This window comes from Mycolicibacterium fluoranthenivorans (assembly GCF_011758805.1).
GTDB classification, from domain to species: Bacteria; Actinomycetota; Actinomycetes; order Mycobacteriales; family Mycobacteriaceae; genus Mycobacterium; species Mycobacterium fluoranthenivorans.
Genome location: NZ_JAANOW010000001.1, coordinates 1,717,037 through 1,733,539 on the forward strand (window position 1 = coordinate 1,717,037; position 16,503 = coordinate 1,733,539).

Here is a 16,503-nt window from a genome sequence, read left to right on the forward strand (position 1 = left end):
ATCGAACTATCCTCGCATTGTCTTCGCTGGATTCGCCACAGGGACCGTGTGCCTGGGAGGTGTCTCCGGTGTGTTTTGCTAGGCGAGGGCGCTATCGTGAGGGCGTCATGGTGACCAAAGAGCGAACGGAGTGCCCAGTTGGCTGTCGGTGATTATGTGCGGATATTTCGCCGGCTCTGGTGGGTTGTCCTGCTTGCGGCGGTGATCGGTGCCGGTGTCGGCGCTGTGTCGCACCAGTTCTCCAAACAGGAGTACACCTCCACAGCAAGGCTTTTCGTCAGTACGCAGAGTGGTACCGGGGTCGGCGACGCTTATCAGAACAACTTGTTCTCACAGGAACGGGTGTTTTCTTATGCGGGGCTCGCCACCAGCGAACAGGTTGCGGCGCGGGCAATCGACCAGGTGAAAGCGCCTATCACCGTCGAAGAATTGCGGGCGAAGATCACCGCGGTTCCGCTGCCACAAACGGTGTTGCTCGATATCACGGCAACAGACCCGGATCCAGCCACTGCACAGCTTTATGCCAATGCCATTGCCGATCAACTCGTCAAAGTCACCAGTGAATTGGAGACATCGCGCCGCGGCGGCGAGCCCGCCGCCGGCGCCATTGTGGTGGATGACGCGAGTTACGGTAGCCCGGTCAAGTCCACCGGTCTGGTCACCCGCATCCTGCTGGGTGCCCTCGCCGGATTGGCCATCGGGATCGTCCTGGCCGCGATCATCGGCGTCGCGGACACCCGGGTGCGCCGCCGGGAGCGCATCGAAGACGTCACCGACAGCGCGCTGATCGGCACCCTGGTGGAGAACAACGGTGGCCCGGGCGTCATCGACCTCGCTGCGGGGGGTGTGGCCGTGGAGCGGCTGCGCGAACTGCGCACCAACATCCAGTTCGCGCGCACCGGGGACGGTAAACACCCGCACGTCATCGCCATCACCAGCCCGTCGGCCGGGGACGGCCGTTCGACCACCGCCGCCGACCTGGCCGCGGTACTCGCGGAATCGGGTCACTCGGTGCTGCTGGTCGACGGCGACCTGGTCGATCCGTCGCTGCCGCAGCTGCTGGGTTTGACCGAGGCCGAGCACGCTCAGGCGGTCGAGAAGGGGCTCACCACCCTGCTCGACAGGCAGTCCACTCTGGCTGAGTCGACCATCCGGGTCGGCGATTTCCGGTTGCTGCCGGCCGGTCCGCTGCCCGCCGCGCGTCGCCAGTTGTGGGGCGATGACGCAGCCGCCCAGGTGATCGAAGAGCTGCGCGTGCACTTCGACTACGTGCTCATCGACACGCCGCCGTTGATCAAGTACTCCGACGGCGCCGTGCCCGCGGCGCTGGGCGATGGTGCCCTGCTGCTTGCGCGGATCGGTCACACTAAGGCGGCCGCCTTACGCAAGGCGTTGACCGTCCTGGCGACCGCTCATGCCGAGCTCATCGGCGTCGTGGCCACCGGTGAGCCCGCGAATCGCAAGGATCGTGCCGAGCGCAAGGCCGAGGCGCCGGCAGCCGACAGCGGACAGCCCACCGAGGTGATCGGGCAGTTGCCGGTTGTCGCGGCGGACCAGGAATCGGGTCAGCCACGCCATCGGGCTCAACTGGGACAACCGGAGTAATCCATGCCGTCGCTGCGCCTGGGGCGGCTGACCGCGCTGCTGGCCGGTTCTCTCACCGTGCTCGTGGTGGCCTCCTCGGTCAGCGCCTGTTCGACCGAGGCGCCCCGCCAGGCCGAGCGGCAGGACGCTCCCGCAATCAAGACCTTCGCCCCGCAATACGAGGGCAAGCCGCAGCTTGCCCCGCCGGACATGACCGACGACGGACCGGGATCGTTGGTCTCTGTCGAGCCGATCAAGGGCGGGGCTGAACTGCTAGATGAGGACGGCGCCACGTACATGCGCGTGGTGTACCGGTCCACCTCGGGGATCGACGGGTCACCGACGGAGGTGTCTGCCGCGATCGCCATCCCGGCGGGCGTTCCGCCCAAGGGTGGCTGGCCCGTCATCGGATTCGGGCAGGGCACCAAGGGTGTGCTCTACAAGTGCGCATCCAGCTTGTTCCCGAACCTGCCGAAACAGGCCTGGTCCATGGACCAGTTCATCAAGGCCGGCTACGCCGTCACCGCCAGCGACTTCCAGGGTTCCGGGGTGAAGGGGTACGCCCATCCGTTCCTGGACGCAAAGACCTACGGCTACAACATCATCGATTCGGTGCGCGCGGCGCGTCGGGTCGGCGCCGAGATCAGCGACAAGTGGATGACCTACGGACACTCGGCCGGCGGCCTGGCCGTGTGGGCCGCAGCGGAGGAAGCGCAGGAGTACGGGAAGGGCCTGGATCTGCTGGGCACCATCGCGATGGCGCCGGCGGCGGATATGTCCGGTCTGGCCGATGCGGCCTGGAACGGCACCCTGACCAATGAGCAGCGGGTGACCATGGTCTACGCCCTGCAGTCGATCAAATGGTTCCACCCGGAGATGAACCTGGACGACTTCCGCTCGGGTGTCACGGCGGCGAACTGGGATCTGATCCTCAACTGCATCCCGACGGACTTCGACCAGGTGGGCCGGGTCTGGGAGACGATGACCAACGCCGATCTGAAGCCCAAGACCTATGAGGACGTGGTGTGGCTGCGTGAGCAGCTCGCGGCCCGCGCGGTGCCGAGCAGCCAGCGCATCGACACCCCGTTGGTGGTCGCCTACGGCACGCAGGACGGCCTGGTCAACCAGGCCTGGTTCGAGACGGCCATCAGCCGGGCCTGTGCGGCGGGCAGCAACCTGGAGATCAAGAAGGACCCGGGCAAGGGGCACGCCGACCTCGACCAGGCCTTCGTGATGGGCTGGCTCAACGATCGGCTGTCGGGGGTCCCGGCTCCGCCGAGCAACTGCGCGGACTGGCAGAAGTCGGAACTTCCCAAGTGAGGGCCCCGGTCGAGGTACCGCGGCTGCGCGACTACGCCTCGATGCTGGCGCGGGTGTGGCTGATCGTCCTGGTGGCCACCGTGCTGTCTGCCGGTGCGGCGGTCGCCGCGGTCAAAGCGCGACCGGCCAGCTACACGGCCTCCGTCGAAGTGTTCGCCACCGTCGCGGGCGACCCGAGCACGTTCGCGCTGTACTACGGCGGTATGGGCGCGAAACTGCGCATACCGAGCTACGTGGAGTTGGCGAAGTCCAGATTGGTCGCCCAGCGTGCCGTCCAGGAATTGCAGTCGACGACCCGGCCGGAGGATCTCGCCGCGCGGGTGTCGGCGGAATGGGTGCCCGGTGGGGCGGACGCGCGAGGCCGGGCGAATTCGGTGTTCATGCGTGTCACCGTCACCAACTCGAACCCGGAGACCGCGGTCAAGGAGGCCAACGCCATCGGGAGCAACCTGGTGACGTTGTCGAAAGAACTCGAATGGTTCGAGTCCAAGTTCAACGACGATATTCAGTACAAGGGCCCGCTTGCGGAATTGTTGCCGGTCGGCGTGGCGAAGACGGCACAATTGGTGCCGACCCCGATCCTGGGGCCGATGTCGATCGGCGCCGGGGTCGGCCTGGCGGTCAGCGCGCTGATCATGCTGGCGGTCGAGATCGCCCGTGGCACCGTGGGCACGCGCGGGCAGCTAAATTACATTGTCAAACTTGCGACGCACCGGAAGACGTAGGAGCTTTGTGAAATCTGCGAGGACCGCTGCGCGTGCGTTGACGGCGAGTGCGCTGGCCGCGATGGTGGTGTTGACCGGCTGCAGCGCCGCCAAGACCGGTGAGCCGGCGCCGCAGTCGTCCGGCGGCGATCACGAACTCCACCTGCCGGGGGATTATTCCGGTGAGGGTCCGGGAACGCTGCGCAGTGCGATCACGCTGCCCACCGTCGACCGCCGGATCATCCGGGCCTCCGAGGTCGCGGCCAGGATCAGTTACGTCTCCACCTCCGGCATCGACGGCAGCCTTCAGACCGTCACCGGCAGCGTGTTCGAGCCGCTCGGCAGCCCGCCCGAGGGCGGCTGGCAGGTCATCGTCTTCGGTCACGGCACCGTCGGGATCCACTCCGACTGTGCGCCGTCGTTGTCGCCGTCGTTGTCCGGTGCGGCCGATGCGATCCGGGCCTTGTTGTTGCTCGGTTATGTGCTGGTGGTGCCCGACTATCAGGGACTGGGCTCCACTACCGGTTACCACCCGTACCTCGATGCCACCACCGAGGGCTACAACATGATCGACGCCGCCCGGGCCGCCCGGAAACTCCTGCCCGCCGCCTCGGACAAGTGGGTGGCTTTCGGGGTGTCGCAGGGCGGTCAGGCGTCCTGGGCCGCCAACGAACTGAACGCCGCGTACTCCAGCCCGGACCTCAACCTGGTCGGTTCGGTCAGTGTGTCACCGGCGGCCGATTTCTCCGGGCTGGCCGACCTCGCGATGGCCGGGGCGCTGACGCCTCAGCAGTCGATCGCGATGGTGCTGATCCTCACGACGCTCAAGACCGAACATCCCGAGTTCAACCTGGACGATTACCGTCGCGGCGGTGCGCAGGCGAACTGGACTCTGCTCGCCGGGTGTTCGGCCGACTCGACCGAGAAACGACTCGATGTCGCCAGCTCGCTGTCGCCCGATGACTTGCGTCCGGCCAGTGAGGCGGCCACCGACCAGCTGCGCACGTACCTGATCCAGATGAGCGGGCTGCCCCGGTCACAGGCCGGCGTGCCGTCCTTGGTGCTGCAGGGCGACCAAGATCAGTTGATCCCGGTGGCCTGGACCGACGCCGCGGTGCAGCGAGCCTGCGATATGGGCAGTGTCATCGCGTCGTTCGTGGCGGTCGGCCGTGGCCACGGGGACTTCGATCCGACCGAGGCGCTGGACTGGATCCAACAGCGGTTCAGGGGCGATCCGCCGGTCAGCACCTGCACGATCGAGGGCGGCCCGTCCATCCGCAAGGTTCCTCAGCTGACGTTGCCCGAATGATGAGCCTGAATGATGAGTGAGAGAGCCGAGGCTGAGCTGCCCGCTGAGCTGCCCATCGAATCCCAGGTGATCGCGAGTTCGCCGACCCACCGACGGGTCGTCGGGCTGGACGGGATCCGTGGACTGGGCTGTCTGGCGGTCGTCGTCGGCCATGTCGGCGAGTTCTACACCCCGGTCACGCATCACAAGGCGCTGCTGGATGTCCTGGGGCTGGCGTTGATCCTGTTCTTCGTGCTCAGTGGCTTCCTGCTGTTCCTGCCGTACGTGCGCAGGCTGACCAAGCCGGGTGCGGACATGCCCGATACCCGCACCTACTTTCTGCACCGGGTGTTCCGGGTCTTCCCCGGGTACGTGGTCATCTTCCTGATCTGCAACTTCGTGCTTCGTGCGGTGTACGTCGAGAATCCGACGACCCAGCTGCCGGGCACCCAGCACGGCACCGGCATGATCACCGATCCCGGCAAGCTGCTGGCCAACCTGACCCTGGTGCAGACCTATATCCCGGACTACGTCCAGACGGGCATCAACCCGTCCTGGTCGCTGACCCTGGAGATCGCGTTCTACCTGTCGCTGCCGCTGCTGGGCCTGCTGATGTTCGCGTTGCGCCGGCGGTTGAACGTCGCACCGCTGAAACTGGCGTTGGTGGCCCCGGCCATCCTGCTGGTGGTGGCCTATATCGGCCGGGCCCTGACCCCGTGGGTGTACGAGCACGTCAACGTGCACAACTTCACCCCGGACGGCGGGACGTACATGCCCGACATCTGGCTGCAGAACTGGGGCCCGAACCTGGCCGCGGTGTTCAGCCGCAGCATCCTGACCAATGCCGACCTCTTCGCCTACGGCATGCTCGCGGCGATCCTGTTCGTGGCGATCGAGCAGGCGGTCATCGGGGAACGGGCGGCCAAGTGGATTCACCGGGCCGCGATCTTGGGCATTCCGGTGTTCGGCGTGCTGACGCTCAAACTGGTCAAGGACCTGAGCCCGTTCGGCTACGGCGTTCTCGGCATTGTCTCCGCGCTGTTCATCGTGATGGTGATCCTGCCGCTGGCCTGGGGCGCCCCATCCAGATTGGCGCGGTGGATCGATGCCCGGCCGTTCTATTTCGTCGGGCTGATCTCCATGTCGGTGTACCTGTGGCACTACCCGCTGCTGTTGCTGCTGGGCCGGTTGAACCTGGTGGCCGGTGACACCTGGGGCGGCATGTTGCGCAACATGGCCGTGGTCACCGTCGTCACGCTGGCGGTCGCAACCGTCACCTACTACTTCGTCGAGAAGCCCGGGCTGGATCTGGCGAAACGATTCCGGAAACGGTGAAACGCCGAAAGCTGTTGTGGGCAGCGGTGATCGCCGTTGTCGTCGTGCTGACCGCGGGATTGCTGTTGGCGGTGTCCCCGTCGGTACGGCAGTTCGTCGGAATGCAATCCGACCCGCAGGATTCGCAGCCGATCGCGACCGCCGACCTCAGTGGTACGGGGCCCGGGACGCTCGTCAGCGCCGTCACCATGCCCGCGTTCAACCGCCGCCTCACCGGCGCGCCGATTCGCGCGGCCCGGGTGGTCTACCGCTCCACCGAAGGTGACACCGGCGCCCCCACGGTGGTGTCCGGTTCGGTGTTCACGCCCAGCGGCCCCCCACCGCCCGGTGGCTGGCCCGTGATCGCCTACGGGCACGGCACCTTGGGCATCGACGAGCCGTGCGGGCCGTCGCTGTCACCCACCTTGTTGGGCGCCGTCGACTGGGTGACCAATCTGGTGGCCGCCGGCTACGCGGTCGCGGTGGCCGACTACCAGGGTCTGGGTAACCCCGGCGTGCATCCCTATCTCGATGCGCGCACCGCCGGGCTGAATGTCATCGACTCGGTGCGGGCGCTGAGACGCACCTTCGACGGTGTCTCGGAGCGCTGGGCCGCGCTGGGCGGCTCGCAGGGCGGCGGGGCGGTCTGGGCCGCGGGGGAGCAGGCGGGTACCTATGCGCCGGAGATGCTGCCCGTCGGGGTGGTGGCGCTGGCGCCGGCGGCCGACGTCGCGGGCCTGGTCGATCTGGCGGTTCAGCAGAAGCTGACCCGCGAACAGATGCCGACGCTGGCGGTGATCGTGGAATCGCTGGCGCGGCTGCATCCCGATATCAATCGAGACGACTATCGCCGCGGGATCGCCGCCGAGAAGTGGGATGTGCTGGTCGCCTGCAGTGGCGACAAGGTCCACGAACGGGAAGCGGTGATCAATCGCCTGCAGCCGGAGGACATCGCACCGCATTCACCGGAGGCGGCCGACCGGTTGCGCGGCTACCTCAACGCATGGGCGCTGCCGCAACGGCGGCTGTCGGCGCCGATGTCGGTGGTCTACGGAGGCAAGGACGAGTACATCGCCCCGGCCTGGACCGAGGACGCGATGCGGCGGGCGTGTGACCTCGGAGGCGTGGTGACATCGGACTTCCAGGCCGACAAAGGGCACGGCGATCTCGACTTCGCGTCCCAGGTCGACTGGCTGGGGGAGCGGTTCGCCGGCGCCCCGGTCACCGACGGGTGCGTCGCGAAGCCCTGATCCTGGATTTCCCCGCAGTGCTCCACCGCTGCCGGAAATGCCTGGCTGTGGAGTGCTTTTTCGGGCCCGACGTTTGCCAAAAAGTGGACCGCCGGCACTGGCCCGGCTGAATCGTTCTCGAGTGATTCTCGATACGTCCGCCGTTTATGCGGCGAATTGCTTTGACGGCGGGTTTCTGGCAACTAGCATTCCCGTTGCGGTTGCAGAACTTTTTGTCTGTGGTGAGATAAGCCTCAGTCCAGCTGTTCCTGGTAGCTCCCCGTCGGCACGATTGCGGACGGACTTGCAATGTTGCACCGCCGTACTAGTGGCTAGCAAACCTCTGCAAAGATGCTCCGTCGGCCTGAAACGTGTGTAATATGAAGAATCTCGCCACGATGAGAGGGAATTAGCGGTGGCACTGGTTTCTAGTGATACAACTGCTCTCGGACAGTTTGCTGAACCCCGGGACGCGACCGCGGTGAAATCGCCGCTGGTGGCGGTTGCCGACCGTTCGCAAGGACTGGCATGGCAACGTCGCTACGTCATTGCCCTGACGGTCTCCGATGTGGTCGTCGTGGGTGCCGCGATGGCGTGTGCGCAGATGGTCCGATTGGGGCGTCCGGTTACCCAGTTCGACCCGCTGACCATCTACTTCGGCTTGTTGTCGGTGATCTTCGGCCTGATGTGGCTGGGCATGCTGGCCGCTTACGGAACCCGCTCGCCGCGGATCGTCGGCGCCGGGACCGAGGAGTACCGGCGGGTGCTGTCGGCCACCATGTCGACCATCGGCGTCGTCGCCGTCACCGTGATGATCTTCCGGCCGGAATACGCCCGCGGTTACCTGGCGGTGGCGTTCCCGCTCGGCCTGGTGCTGTTGATGATCAGCCGCAGTTTGGCTCGCCGGGTGCTGAGCTGGTACCGCAAGGGCGGCCGCTGTGTGAACTCGGTGTTGGCGGTCGGCAGTCCCGCGGCCGTGCAGAGCCTCGTGCAGTCTTTGGGCCGCGCGCGTGACTACGGCTATTCGGTGGTCGGGGTGTGCCTTACCGGCCATCCCGCCGGCGGCACCATTGACATCCCGGGAGTCGGGTCGCTGCCGGTCCTGGGCAATGAGCACAGCGTCGAGACGGCGCTGGCGGCGAGCGGCGCCGACACCGTCGCGCTGACCACCACAGATCACCTCGGCCCGGCCGGCGTGCGGGAACTGTCATGGGACCTGGACCGCCTCGGCGTGGACCTGGTGGTCTCCCCGGGCATGGTCGACGTGGCAGGTCCGCGCCTGACCATGCGGCCGGTGGCCGGCTTGCCCCTGATCCACATGGAGCGGCCGCAGTACAGCGGAACCAAGAAGCTGCAGAAGCGCGTCTTCGACGTGGTGGTGTCCCTCGGCGTGCTGATGTGCGCCGCGCCGTTGATGATCCTGAGCGCGATCGCCATCAAGCTCACCAGCCGTGGCCCGATCTTCTACTGCTCGGAACGTATCGGCATCGACGGCACCCCGTTCAAGATGATCAAGTTCCGCACGATGGTGGTCGATGCCGACAAGCAGGTCGGCCGGCTGAGTGCACTCAACGACTTCTCCGGTGGCGTGCTCTTCAAGATCCGCGAGGATCCGCGGGTGACACCGGTGGGCCGCATTCTGCGGCGCTACAGCATCGACGAGTTGCCGCAGTTCTTCAACGTCCTCACCAAGGACATGAGTGTCGTCGGTCCGCGGCCGCCCCTGCGTTGCGAGGTCGACGCCTACACCGAGCAGGTGCGTCGCCGTCTGCTCGTGCTGCCCGGGATCACCGGACTGTGGCAGGTCAGCGGCCGCGCGGATCTGTCCTGGGACGACTCGGTCCGGCTGGACCTCTCCTACGTCGAGAACTGGTCGATCAGCAGCGATGTGCTCATCGCGTTCAAGACGGTCCGCACGGTCCTGGGTGGGGCCGGCGCCTACTGATCGGACGCATCGTCCGGCTGAAATCGCGCGAGAGCCGTCCTGTGCGGCTCCGGTAATGTGGCTGGAATGTGGCGCCCGTCGGTGAATGGCCCGGCGGGTTGGGCCAAGGCCATCCTCGCTCTCGTCACCGTGGTGGTATTCGTCATCGGCGGTGTGCAGCTGCTGCCGCTCGCGGTGCCCGCGGCAACCTGGCTCGTCAACGCCTCCTATAACGCCTTCTCACCGCTGCAGGGTCCGCCGGTACCGGTCGCGACGGCGGACTTCTCCGGCTCGGGTCCGGGTTCGTTGGTCACGGCCACCACGATGCCGTCGGTGACGCAGACCCTGGCGGGACGGAACCTGCGGGCGGTGCGCGTCCTCTACCGGTCCACGTCGGGGGATACCGGTGCACCCACCGTGGTCTCCGGTTCGGTGTTCACACCGTTGGGTGAACCGCCCGCCGGCGGGTGGCCGGTGGTGGCGGTGGGCCACGGCACGGTCGGTATCGACGGGCCCTGCGGGCCATCCCTGTCGCCGTGGCTGGAGGGCGCACTGAGCTTCGTGGCGCCGCTGGTCGAGCGGGGCTACGCCGTGTCGGTGGCCGATTACGAGGGCCTGGGCGTCAAGGGGGTGCACCCCTACCTGGACGCCCGGACGGCGGGACTGAACATGATCGACTCCGTGCGGGCGCTGCGGCACGCGTTCCCCGGGCAGACGTCGACCACGTGGGCCGCGTTCGGTCATTCGCAGGGCGGCGCCGCCGCGTGGGCGGCCGATGAACAGGCCGGCGCGTATGCACCCGAACTGCAGCTCATCGGTGCGGTCGCGGCCGCGCCCGCCGCTGACGTCACGAAATTCGTCGACTTGGCGTCGGCCGGCACGCTCAGCCGGGAACAGCGTCTGAGCATGCCGTTGATCGTCGAGTCGCTGGCGCGGCGCCATCCCGATCTTGACCGGGACGATTTCCGCAGCGGCGTGTCCGCGCAGGACTGGGCGGTGCTGACCGCGTGTCAGGGTTCGGAGCTGATGCAGAGATCTGCGGTCGCGGACAAGCTGACCGGATCGGAGTTCGCGCCACGCACCCCGGAAGCTGCCGCGATGTTGCGAAAGTTCTTGCAGCAGTGGGCACTTCCGCAACGTGCCCTGTCTGCCCCGATGTCGGTGTGGTACGGCGGGGCGGACGCCTACATCGATGCGGAGTGGACGCGTGCCGCGATCGCGCGAGCCTGCGCCATGGGTGGCACGGTGACCATCGAGTTCCAACCGGGCAAAGGACACTCAGATGTCGACCTGGCGACGCAATTGCAGTGGCTGCTCGACCGTTTCGCCGGTCGACCCGTGCACAATGACTGTCGATGACTGCTGACACTCACCGGGCTCCTCTGGATGCCACGGCACTGCGTACGACGATCACCGCGGCCGCGTCCGGGTGGCGGCGTCTCGACGTCATCGAGACGACCGGCTCCACGAACGCCGACCTGGTCGCCCGTGCGGCCGCCGGTGAGGATATCGGTGGGGCCGTCCTGCTGGCCGAGCATCAGACGGCCGGACGAGGCCGCGGCGGCCGGGTGTGGTCGGGTGTTCCGAGGGGTTCGATCGCGATGTCGGTCGGTGTGTCGACCGCGGGGGTCGACGAGCGGAACTGGGCCCTGCTGCCACTGCTGACCGGGGTTGCCGTGGTCGAGGCGCTCGCTGAGGTCGGGGTGGCCGGCTCACTCAAGTGGCCCAACGACGTACTCGTGGACGGGGCCAAGATCGCCGGCATCCTCGCCGAGGTCGCCTCGCCGCAACGGGCGGTCGTCGTCGGGATCGGCCTGAACGTGACCGTCGGCGCGGACGAGATCGATCAGCCGGGCGCAACCTCGGTGCTCGCCGCCGGTGGCACCGTCGACCGTGATCGGTTGGTGCTCAACGTACTTCGGCACCTGGGTACCCGGATCGAGGAATGGCGCGGCGGGGACGGCAGTGTGCTGAGCGATTACCGGCGGCGCAGCAGCACGATCGGCGCGCGGGTCCGGGCGCTGCTGCCGGGGGACCGTGAGATCGTGGGCACCGCCACCGGAGTCGACGACCGCGGCCAGTTGTGTATCGAGTCGGCGGACGGAACGGTGACGGTCGCCGCCGGTGACATTGTGCATTTACGGCCCGCTCCGGGAGCAGCCGAGCAGTAAGGTCGTCTGCGTGGGTTATCCGGACAATGTGCTCGCCGGTGACGAGCGGGTGGTGCTGCACCGGCACCCGCACTGGAAGCGGTTGATCGGACCGGCCCTGGTGTTGTTGATCGTCACCGCGCTGGCCTCGTTCGGTGCGGCCGTCGTGCAGAACTCCGACTGGGACGGCACCGTCAAACGGGTCGTGCTGCTGGTGCTGGCCGCGCTGTGGTTGATCATCGTCGGGTGGCTCACGGTCTGGCCGTTCCTCAACTGGTGGACGACGCATTTCGTGATCACCGACCGGCGGGTGATGTTCCGGCACGGGCTGCTGACCCGGTCGGGGATCGATATTCCGCTGGCGCGGATCAACAGTGTGGAGTTCCGGCACGGGCTGCTGGACCGGATGTTGCGCACCGGCACGCTGATCATCGAGTCGGCGTCACAGGATCCGCTGGAGTTCCACGACATTCCGCGGGTGGAGCAGGTCCACTCGCTGCTGTATCACGAAGTCTTCGACACCCTGGGGTCCGAGGAATCGCCCAGCTGAGCCGAGTGGTGCGCCCGCCGCAGCGGCGTGACCGTGCCGGTCGGGCCGGACTTCTGCGCACTGTCGCCGAGCTGTCCGTGCTCGTGCTGGTCCTCGAACGCCTCGGCGATACCGCCCGCGGTCAGCGTGGATTCCAGCGTCTTCTCCGGGTTGCGGGCGTTCTCGTCGGGGAAGACCCACCGCCGGAACGCCCAGAACCGGAACGCCATCTGCAGCAGGTTGCCGATGACGTAGGCCGAGACGAAGTCGGCGATGTTCTCGACGGTCAGCGACACCTCGGGCACGCGCAACTGGAGCATGTAGCTCGACACCCACAGCGGTGCCATGCTCAGCAGCACGCCGACGCCACTGACCGCGAAGAACAGCAGGGCCTCGTGGTGCCGCTCCCGGCCGCCGCGGTCCTTGAAGCTCCACTCCCGGTTCAGGATGTAGGAGGCGATGACGGCGACGATGCCCGCGATGATCTTGGCGGTCACCGGCTTGGGTTCGAGCACCGTCAGCTTCAGCGTGTAGAAGATCGCCGAGTCGATGACGAACGTCGTCGCACCGACCAGGGCGAATTTGATCAGCTCGTGGTGCCGCTCGGCGAACGGCCGGATCGGGCTGGGAAGCCGCGCGATCGTGGCATCTGCAAAGGACACGAGGGTCGAGTCTACGGAAACTCGGTTGCCAACGTGAACCTGCGCAGGTCGCGGTGGGTGCAGAGCCGCCATCTGGACATGCCAACATAGGTCCCGTGCCCCGAACTCGCGATAGCTCCTCGGTACCCGTCGTCGCCATGGTCGGCGGTGGGCAGCTGGCCCGGATGACGCACCAGGCGGCGATCGCGCTCGGCCAGACCCTGCGGGTGCTCTCGGCCGGGCCCGATGAGCCCGCGGCACAGGTCAGCCCGGATGTGGTGCTCGGCGCTCACACGGACCTGGACGCGCTGCGACAGGTGGCCGCCGGTGCCGACGCGCTGACCTTCGACCACGAGCACGTCCCGACGGCGCTGCTGGACCAGTTGGTCGCCGAAGGCGTCACGGTGGCACCGCCACCGCAGGCGCTGATCCACGCGCAGGACAAGCTGGTGATGCGGCGCAAGCTGGAGGCGCTCGGTGCCCCGATCCCGCGGTACACGGCGGTGACGGACGTCGACGACGTGGACACGTTCGCCGCCCGGATCGGCGGACCGGTGGTGATCAAGACGGTCCGCGGCGGATACGACGGCCGCGGTGTGGTGCTGGCCCGTGACCTGGCCCAGGCCAGGGAGGTGGTGCAGGGATACCTGGCCGACGGCGTCGAGGTGCTGCTGGAGGAGCGCGTGGCCATGCGCCGGGAGCTCTCCGCGCTGGTCGCCCGGTCGCCGTTCGGGCAGGGTGCGGCGTGGCCGGTGGTGCAGACCGTGCAGCGCGACGGCATCTGCGTCGAGGTCATCGCGCCGGCGCCGGGACTGAGCGGGGACACCGCCGCGGCCGCCGAGGCGCTGGGCTTGCGGCTGGCCGATGAGCTCGGGGTGGTCGGCGTGCTGGCCGTCGAACTGTTCGAGACCACCGACGGCGCGATCCTGGTCAACGAGTTGGCCATGCGACCGCACAACTCCGGGCATTGGACCATGGACGGCGCGCGCACCAGCCAGTTCGAACAGCACCTGCGTGCCGTGCTGGACTATCCGCTCGGCGATACCGGTGCGCTGGCCCCGGTCACCGTGATGGGCAATGTCCTGGGTGCCGCACAGACCCCGCAGATGTCGATGGACGAGCGGGTGCACCACCTGTTCGGCCGGATGCCCGACGCCAAGGTGCACATGTACGGCAAGGGGGAGCGGCCGGGCCGCAAGATCGGGCACGTGAACATCGTCGGCGGGCCGAATGGGGCAGGGGCGGGCCCGGCGTCTCCCGACAATGCGGAATACGTTGCGGGACTGAGGGAACGAGCTCAGCGGGCGGCGCACTGGTTGTCGCACGCACAGTGGACGGACGGATGGGATGGGCATTCACATGACTGAAGGCAGGGCCAAGGCGGGTCCGCGGGTCGGGGTCATCATGGGCAGCGACAGCGACTGGTCGGTGATGGAGGCGGCCGTCGAGGCGCTGGCCGAGTTCGACATCCCGTTCGAGGTCGGCGTGGTCTCGGCGCACCGCACGCCGGGCCGGATGCTGGACTACGCACAGACCGCGGCGGGCCGGGGCATCGAGGTCATCATCGCGGGCGCCGGGGGTGCCGCGCATCTGCCCGGCATGGTGGCCTCGGCGACACCGCTGCCGGTGATCGGCGTGCCGGTGCCGCTGGCGCGGCTGGACGGCCTGGACTCGCTGCTGTCGATCGTGCAGATGCCGGCCGGGGTGCCGGTGGCGACGGTGTCCATCGGCGGCGCGCGCAATGCCGGCCTGCTCGCCGTGCGCATCCTGGGTGCCGGCGATGCCGCGCTGCGCGCCCGGATCGAGCGGTTCCAGGCCGACCTGGAGGCGACGGTGCTGGCCAAGGATGCGGCCCTGCGCGACCGATTGCTGGGCGGCTTGGAATAGCGCGGTCGTAGCACCTAAAGTTACCCACGAGTAGCAAGGAGTCTGTGATGGACAACCCGTCGTTCGATCTGTTCCAGCTGTCCGACGAGCACAATGAGCTGCGCACCGTGCTGCGCGCGCTGTGCGAGAAGGAGATCGCGCCGTACGCCGCAGAGGTGGATGCTCAGGCGCGCTACACCGACGAGGCTCTGGCCGCGCTGGACGGATCGGGTTTCTCGGCCGTGTTCATTCCCGAGGAGTACGGCGGTCAGGGTGCCGACGCGGTCGCCGCGTGCATCGTCATCGAAGAGGTCGCGCGGGTGTGCGCGTCGTCCTCGCTGATCCCGATCTGCAACAAGCTGGGCACCACCGGTCTGCTGATGCGCGGCTCCGAGGAGCTCAAGCAGAAGGTGCTGCCCTCGATCGCCGCGGGGGAGGCCACCGCCTCCTACGCGTTGTCCGAGCGGGAGGCCGGCAGCGATGCCGGTGCGATGCGCACCCGCGCGGTGGCCGACGGTGACGACTGGATCCTCAACGGCACCAAATGCTGGATCTCCAACGGTGGCAAGTCCACCTGGTACACCGTCATGGCGGTGACCGATCCGGACAAGGGCGCCAACGGGATTTCGGCGTTCATCGTGCACAAGGACGACGAAGGTTTTTCGGCCGGGCACAAGGAACACAAGATGGGCATCAAGGGATCGCCCACCACCGAGCTGTACTTCGAGAACTGCCGTATTCCGGGTGACCGGATCATCGGTGAGCCCGGTACCGGCTTCAAGACCGCGCTGGCCACCCTGGATCACACTCGCCCGACGATCGGTGCCCAAGCCGTGGGTATCGCCCAGGGCGCACTGGACGCGTCGATCGCGTACACCAAGGAGCGCAAGCAGTTCGGCAAGTCGATCGCCGATTTCCAGAACAGCCAGTTCATGCTCGCCGACATGGCGATGAAGATCGAGGCCGCCCGGTTGATGGTGTACACGGCCGCGGCGCGCGGTGAGCGCGGCGAGTCCAACCTGCAGTTCCTGGCGTCGGCGTCAAAGTGTTTCGCCTCCGATGTGGCCATGGAGGTCACCACCAACGCGGTCCAGCTGTTCGGTGGGTACGGCTATACCGTGGACTTCCCGGTGGAGCGGTTCATGCGCGATGCCAAGATCACCCAGATCTACGAGGGCACCAACCAGATCCAGCGTGTGGTGATGTCGCGGCAGCTGCTGCGCTGACCCGCCGACGGGGCGATCAGCCCCGGGTGACCTTCTCGGTCTGCCGGCGCCGGTCCAGTGCGGCCGGATCCGGGTTGGCGACCTGTACCAGCGACGCCCCCGCGGCGAAGACCGCCAGCAGGTTGTCGGTCAGTTCGGTGGCGGTGGACCACGGCCGGCTGGACATCACCCGGTCCTGCGGGGTGAGGCCCTGCGCCCGGGCGCGCTCCGATGCGTCGGCGAGGACCTCGGCGACGCTGCGACCGTCCAGTGCCGGCCCCGGGTGGCGTTCCGGCACGATCTGATCGCCGTGCACCCGCACCGCGGTGGCGTAGTCGGTCAGGCCGATCGCCAGATCCGGTACCGGCTTGCCGAACGGGTCCAGCGACAGCACGGCGATCTCGCCCATCGGTGCGGCCGCGTCGGCCTCGTCGAGGCGATCGGCGGTGCACAGGGCGATCTCGGCGTCACCGGTGCGCTCGAGTGCGACCTCCGCGCCGACCCACCAGATGCCGAAGTACACGGCCGCGCTCTGCCAGTGCGCCGGCAGCAGGACCGCTACCCGGCTGCCCGGCCCGGCGCCGAGTTCGTCGCGCAACAGGTTCGCGGTCTTGGCGGCCCAGTTGGCCAGCGTCACCGTCGACAGTTCGATGCGTTCGCCGGTGGCATCGTCGTAGAAGGTGATCCGGGGCCCGACCGGATCGCGTTGCATCAGCGGATCGAGCAGTGCCGCACTGACTGTCGTCATG

At 67.5% G+C, this 16,503-nt stretch carries 15 protein-coding genes; 13 read left to right on the plus strand and 2 right to left on the minus strand.

Going from position 1 to position 16,503, the window contains the following annotated elements; genetic code table 11:
• Positions 1–138: 138 nt before the first annotated feature.
• The 10 genes from FHU31_RS08450 to FHU31_RS08495 all read left to right on the plus strand — a co-directional run bounded on the left by FHU31_RS08450 (position 139) and on the right by FHU31_RS08495 (position 12,063).
• Positions 139–1,605, plus strand: a complete 1,467-nt coding sequence (locus FHU31_RS08450) for a tyrosine-protein kinase domain-containing protein (protein ID WP_167157424.1) — start codon at positions 139–141, stop codon at positions 1,603–1,605.
• Positions 1,606–1,608: 3 nt separating this feature from the next.
• Positions 1,609–2,904, plus strand: a complete 1,296-nt coding sequence (locus FHU31_RS08455; RefSeq protein WP_167157426.1) for a lipase family protein — start codon at positions 1,609–1,611, stop codon at positions 2,902–2,904.
• On the plus strand, positions 2,901–3,629 hold the full coding sequence (locus FHU31_RS08460; protein ID WP_167157428.1) for a YveK family protein: 729 nt from the start codon (positions 2,901–2,903) through the stop codon (positions 3,627–3,629). Before FHU31_RS08455 ends, FHU31_RS08460 begins: the two co-directional genes overlap by 4 nt.
• Positions 3,630–3,636: 7 nt before the next feature.
• Positions 3,637–4,917: a lipase family protein gene (locus FHU31_RS08465; RefSeq protein ID WP_263987902.1), complete on the plus strand. Its 1,281-nt coding sequence runs from the start codon at positions 3,637–3,639 to the stop codon at positions 4,915–4,917.
• A gap of 9 nt (positions 4,918–4,926) precedes the next feature.
• Entirely contained in the window at positions 4,927–6,231 is a 1,305-nt protein-coding gene (locus tag FHU31_RS08470; RefSeq protein WP_234901160.1) for an acyltransferase family protein, read from the plus strand.
• Entirely contained in the window at positions 6,228–7,460 is a 1,233-nt protein-coding gene (locus FHU31_RS08475; RefSeq protein WP_263987903.1) for a lipase family protein, read from the plus strand. The genes FHU31_RS08470 and FHU31_RS08475 overlap by 4 nt, the downstream gene beginning before the upstream one ends.
• A 475-nt stretch (positions 7,461–7,935) precedes the next feature.
• Positions 7,936–9,384: a sugar transferase gene (locus FHU31_RS08480; RefSeq protein ID WP_167157430.1), complete on the plus strand. Its 1,449-nt coding sequence runs from the start codon at positions 7,936–7,938 to the stop codon at positions 9,382–9,384.
• A 66-nt stretch (positions 9,385–9,450) separates the two neighbouring features.
• Positions 9,451–10,722: a lipase family protein gene (locus FHU31_RS08485; protein ID WP_167157432.1), complete on the plus strand. Its 1,272-nt coding sequence runs from the start codon at positions 9,451–9,453 to the stop codon at positions 10,720–10,722.
• Positions 10,719–11,534 carry a biotin--[acetyl-CoA-carboxylase] ligase gene (locus FHU31_RS08490; protein ID WP_167157433.1) on the plus strand — a complete coding sequence of 272 codons (816 nt, stop codon included), beginning with the start codon at positions 10,719–10,721 and terminating at the stop codon, positions 11,532–11,534. Before FHU31_RS08485 ends, FHU31_RS08490 begins: the two co-directional genes overlap by 4 nt.
• A gap of 10 nt (positions 11,535–11,544) precedes the next feature.
• On the plus strand, positions 11,545–12,063 hold the full coding sequence (locus tag FHU31_RS08495; RefSeq protein ID WP_167157435.1) for a PH domain-containing protein: 519 nt from the start codon (positions 11,545–11,547) through the stop codon (positions 12,061–12,063).
• Here the strand turns inward: FHU31_RS08495 and FHU31_RS08500 are convergent.
• Positions 12,018–12,704 carry a GtrA family protein gene (locus FHU31_RS08500; protein WP_263987904.1) on the minus strand — a complete coding sequence of 229 codons (687 nt, stop codon included), beginning with the start codon at positions 12,702–12,704 and terminating at the stop codon, positions 12,018–12,020. The genes FHU31_RS08495 and FHU31_RS08500 overlap by 46 nt on opposite strands.
• A gap of 86 nt (positions 12,705–12,790) precedes the next feature.
• Between FHU31_RS08500 and FHU31_RS08505 the strand changes: the two genes are divergently transcribed.
• Genes FHU31_RS08505 through FHU31_RS08515 form a run of 3 tightly spaced genes read left to right on the plus strand, consistent with a single transcriptional unit; the run spans position 12,791 to position 15,775 of the window.
• The gene (locus FHU31_RS08505) at positions 12,791–14,050 is read left to right on the plus strand and encodes a 5-(carboxyamino)imidazole ribonucleotide synthase (RefSeq protein WP_409371211.1); all 1,260 of its coding nucleotides are present in this window, start codon (positions 12,791–12,793) and stop codon (positions 14,048–14,050) included.
• The gene (purE, locus tag FHU31_RS08510) at positions 14,043–14,570 is read left to right on the plus strand and encodes a 5-(carboxyamino)imidazole ribonucleotide mutase (RefSeq protein WP_167157442.1); all 528 of its coding nucleotides are present in this window, start codon (positions 14,043–14,045) and stop codon (positions 14,568–14,570) included. The genes FHU31_RS08505 and purE overlap by 8 nt, the downstream gene beginning before the upstream one ends.
• A gap of 47 nt (positions 14,571–14,617) precedes the next feature.
• Entirely contained in the window at positions 14,618–15,775 is a 1,158-nt protein-coding gene (locus FHU31_RS08515; protein WP_167157444.1) for an acyl-CoA dehydrogenase, read from the plus strand.
• Between the two features lie 16 nt (positions 15,776–15,791).
• Here FHU31_RS08515 and FHU31_RS08520 read toward each other — a convergent pair whose 3' ends face one another.
• Positions 15,792–16,502 (minus strand): TIGR03089 family protein, encoded by a 711-nt coding sequence (locus tag FHU31_RS08520; RefSeq protein ID WP_167157446.1) that lies wholly within the window; start codon positions 16,500–16,502, stop codon positions 15,792–15,794.
• Between the last annotated feature and the right edge of the window lies 1 nt (position 16,503).

Bases quoted from the DNA above. Each gene is read 5' to 3' on its own strand.
- FHU31_RS08455 (WP_167157426.1), top strand. From the start codon at position 1,609: ATGCCGTCGCTGCGCCTGGGGCGGCTGACCGCGCTGCTGGCCGGTTCT.
- FHU31_RS08470 (WP_234901160.1), top strand. From the start codon at position 4,927: ATGATGAGTGAGAGAGCCGAGGCTGAGCTGCCCGCTGAGCTGCCCATC.
- FHU31_RS08485 (WP_167157432.1), top strand. From the start codon at position 9,451: ATGTGGCGCCCGTCGGTGAATGGCCCGGCGGGTTGGGCCAAGGCCATC.
- FHU31_RS08490 (WP_167157433.1), top strand. From the start codon at position 10,719: ATGACTGCTGACACTCACCGGGCTCCTCTGGATGCCACGGCACTGCGT.
- purE (WP_167157442.1), top strand. From the start codon at position 14,043: ATGACTGAAGGCAGGGCCAAGGCGGGTCCGCGGGTCGGGGTCATCATG.
- FHU31_RS08515 (WP_167157444.1), top strand. From the start codon at position 14,618: ATGGACAACCCGTCGTTCGATCTGTTCCAGCTGTCCGACGAGCACAAT.
- FHU31_RS08520 (WP_167157446.1), bottom strand. From the start codon at position 16,502: ATGACGACAGTCAGTGCGGCACTGCTCGATCCGCTGATGCAACGCGAT.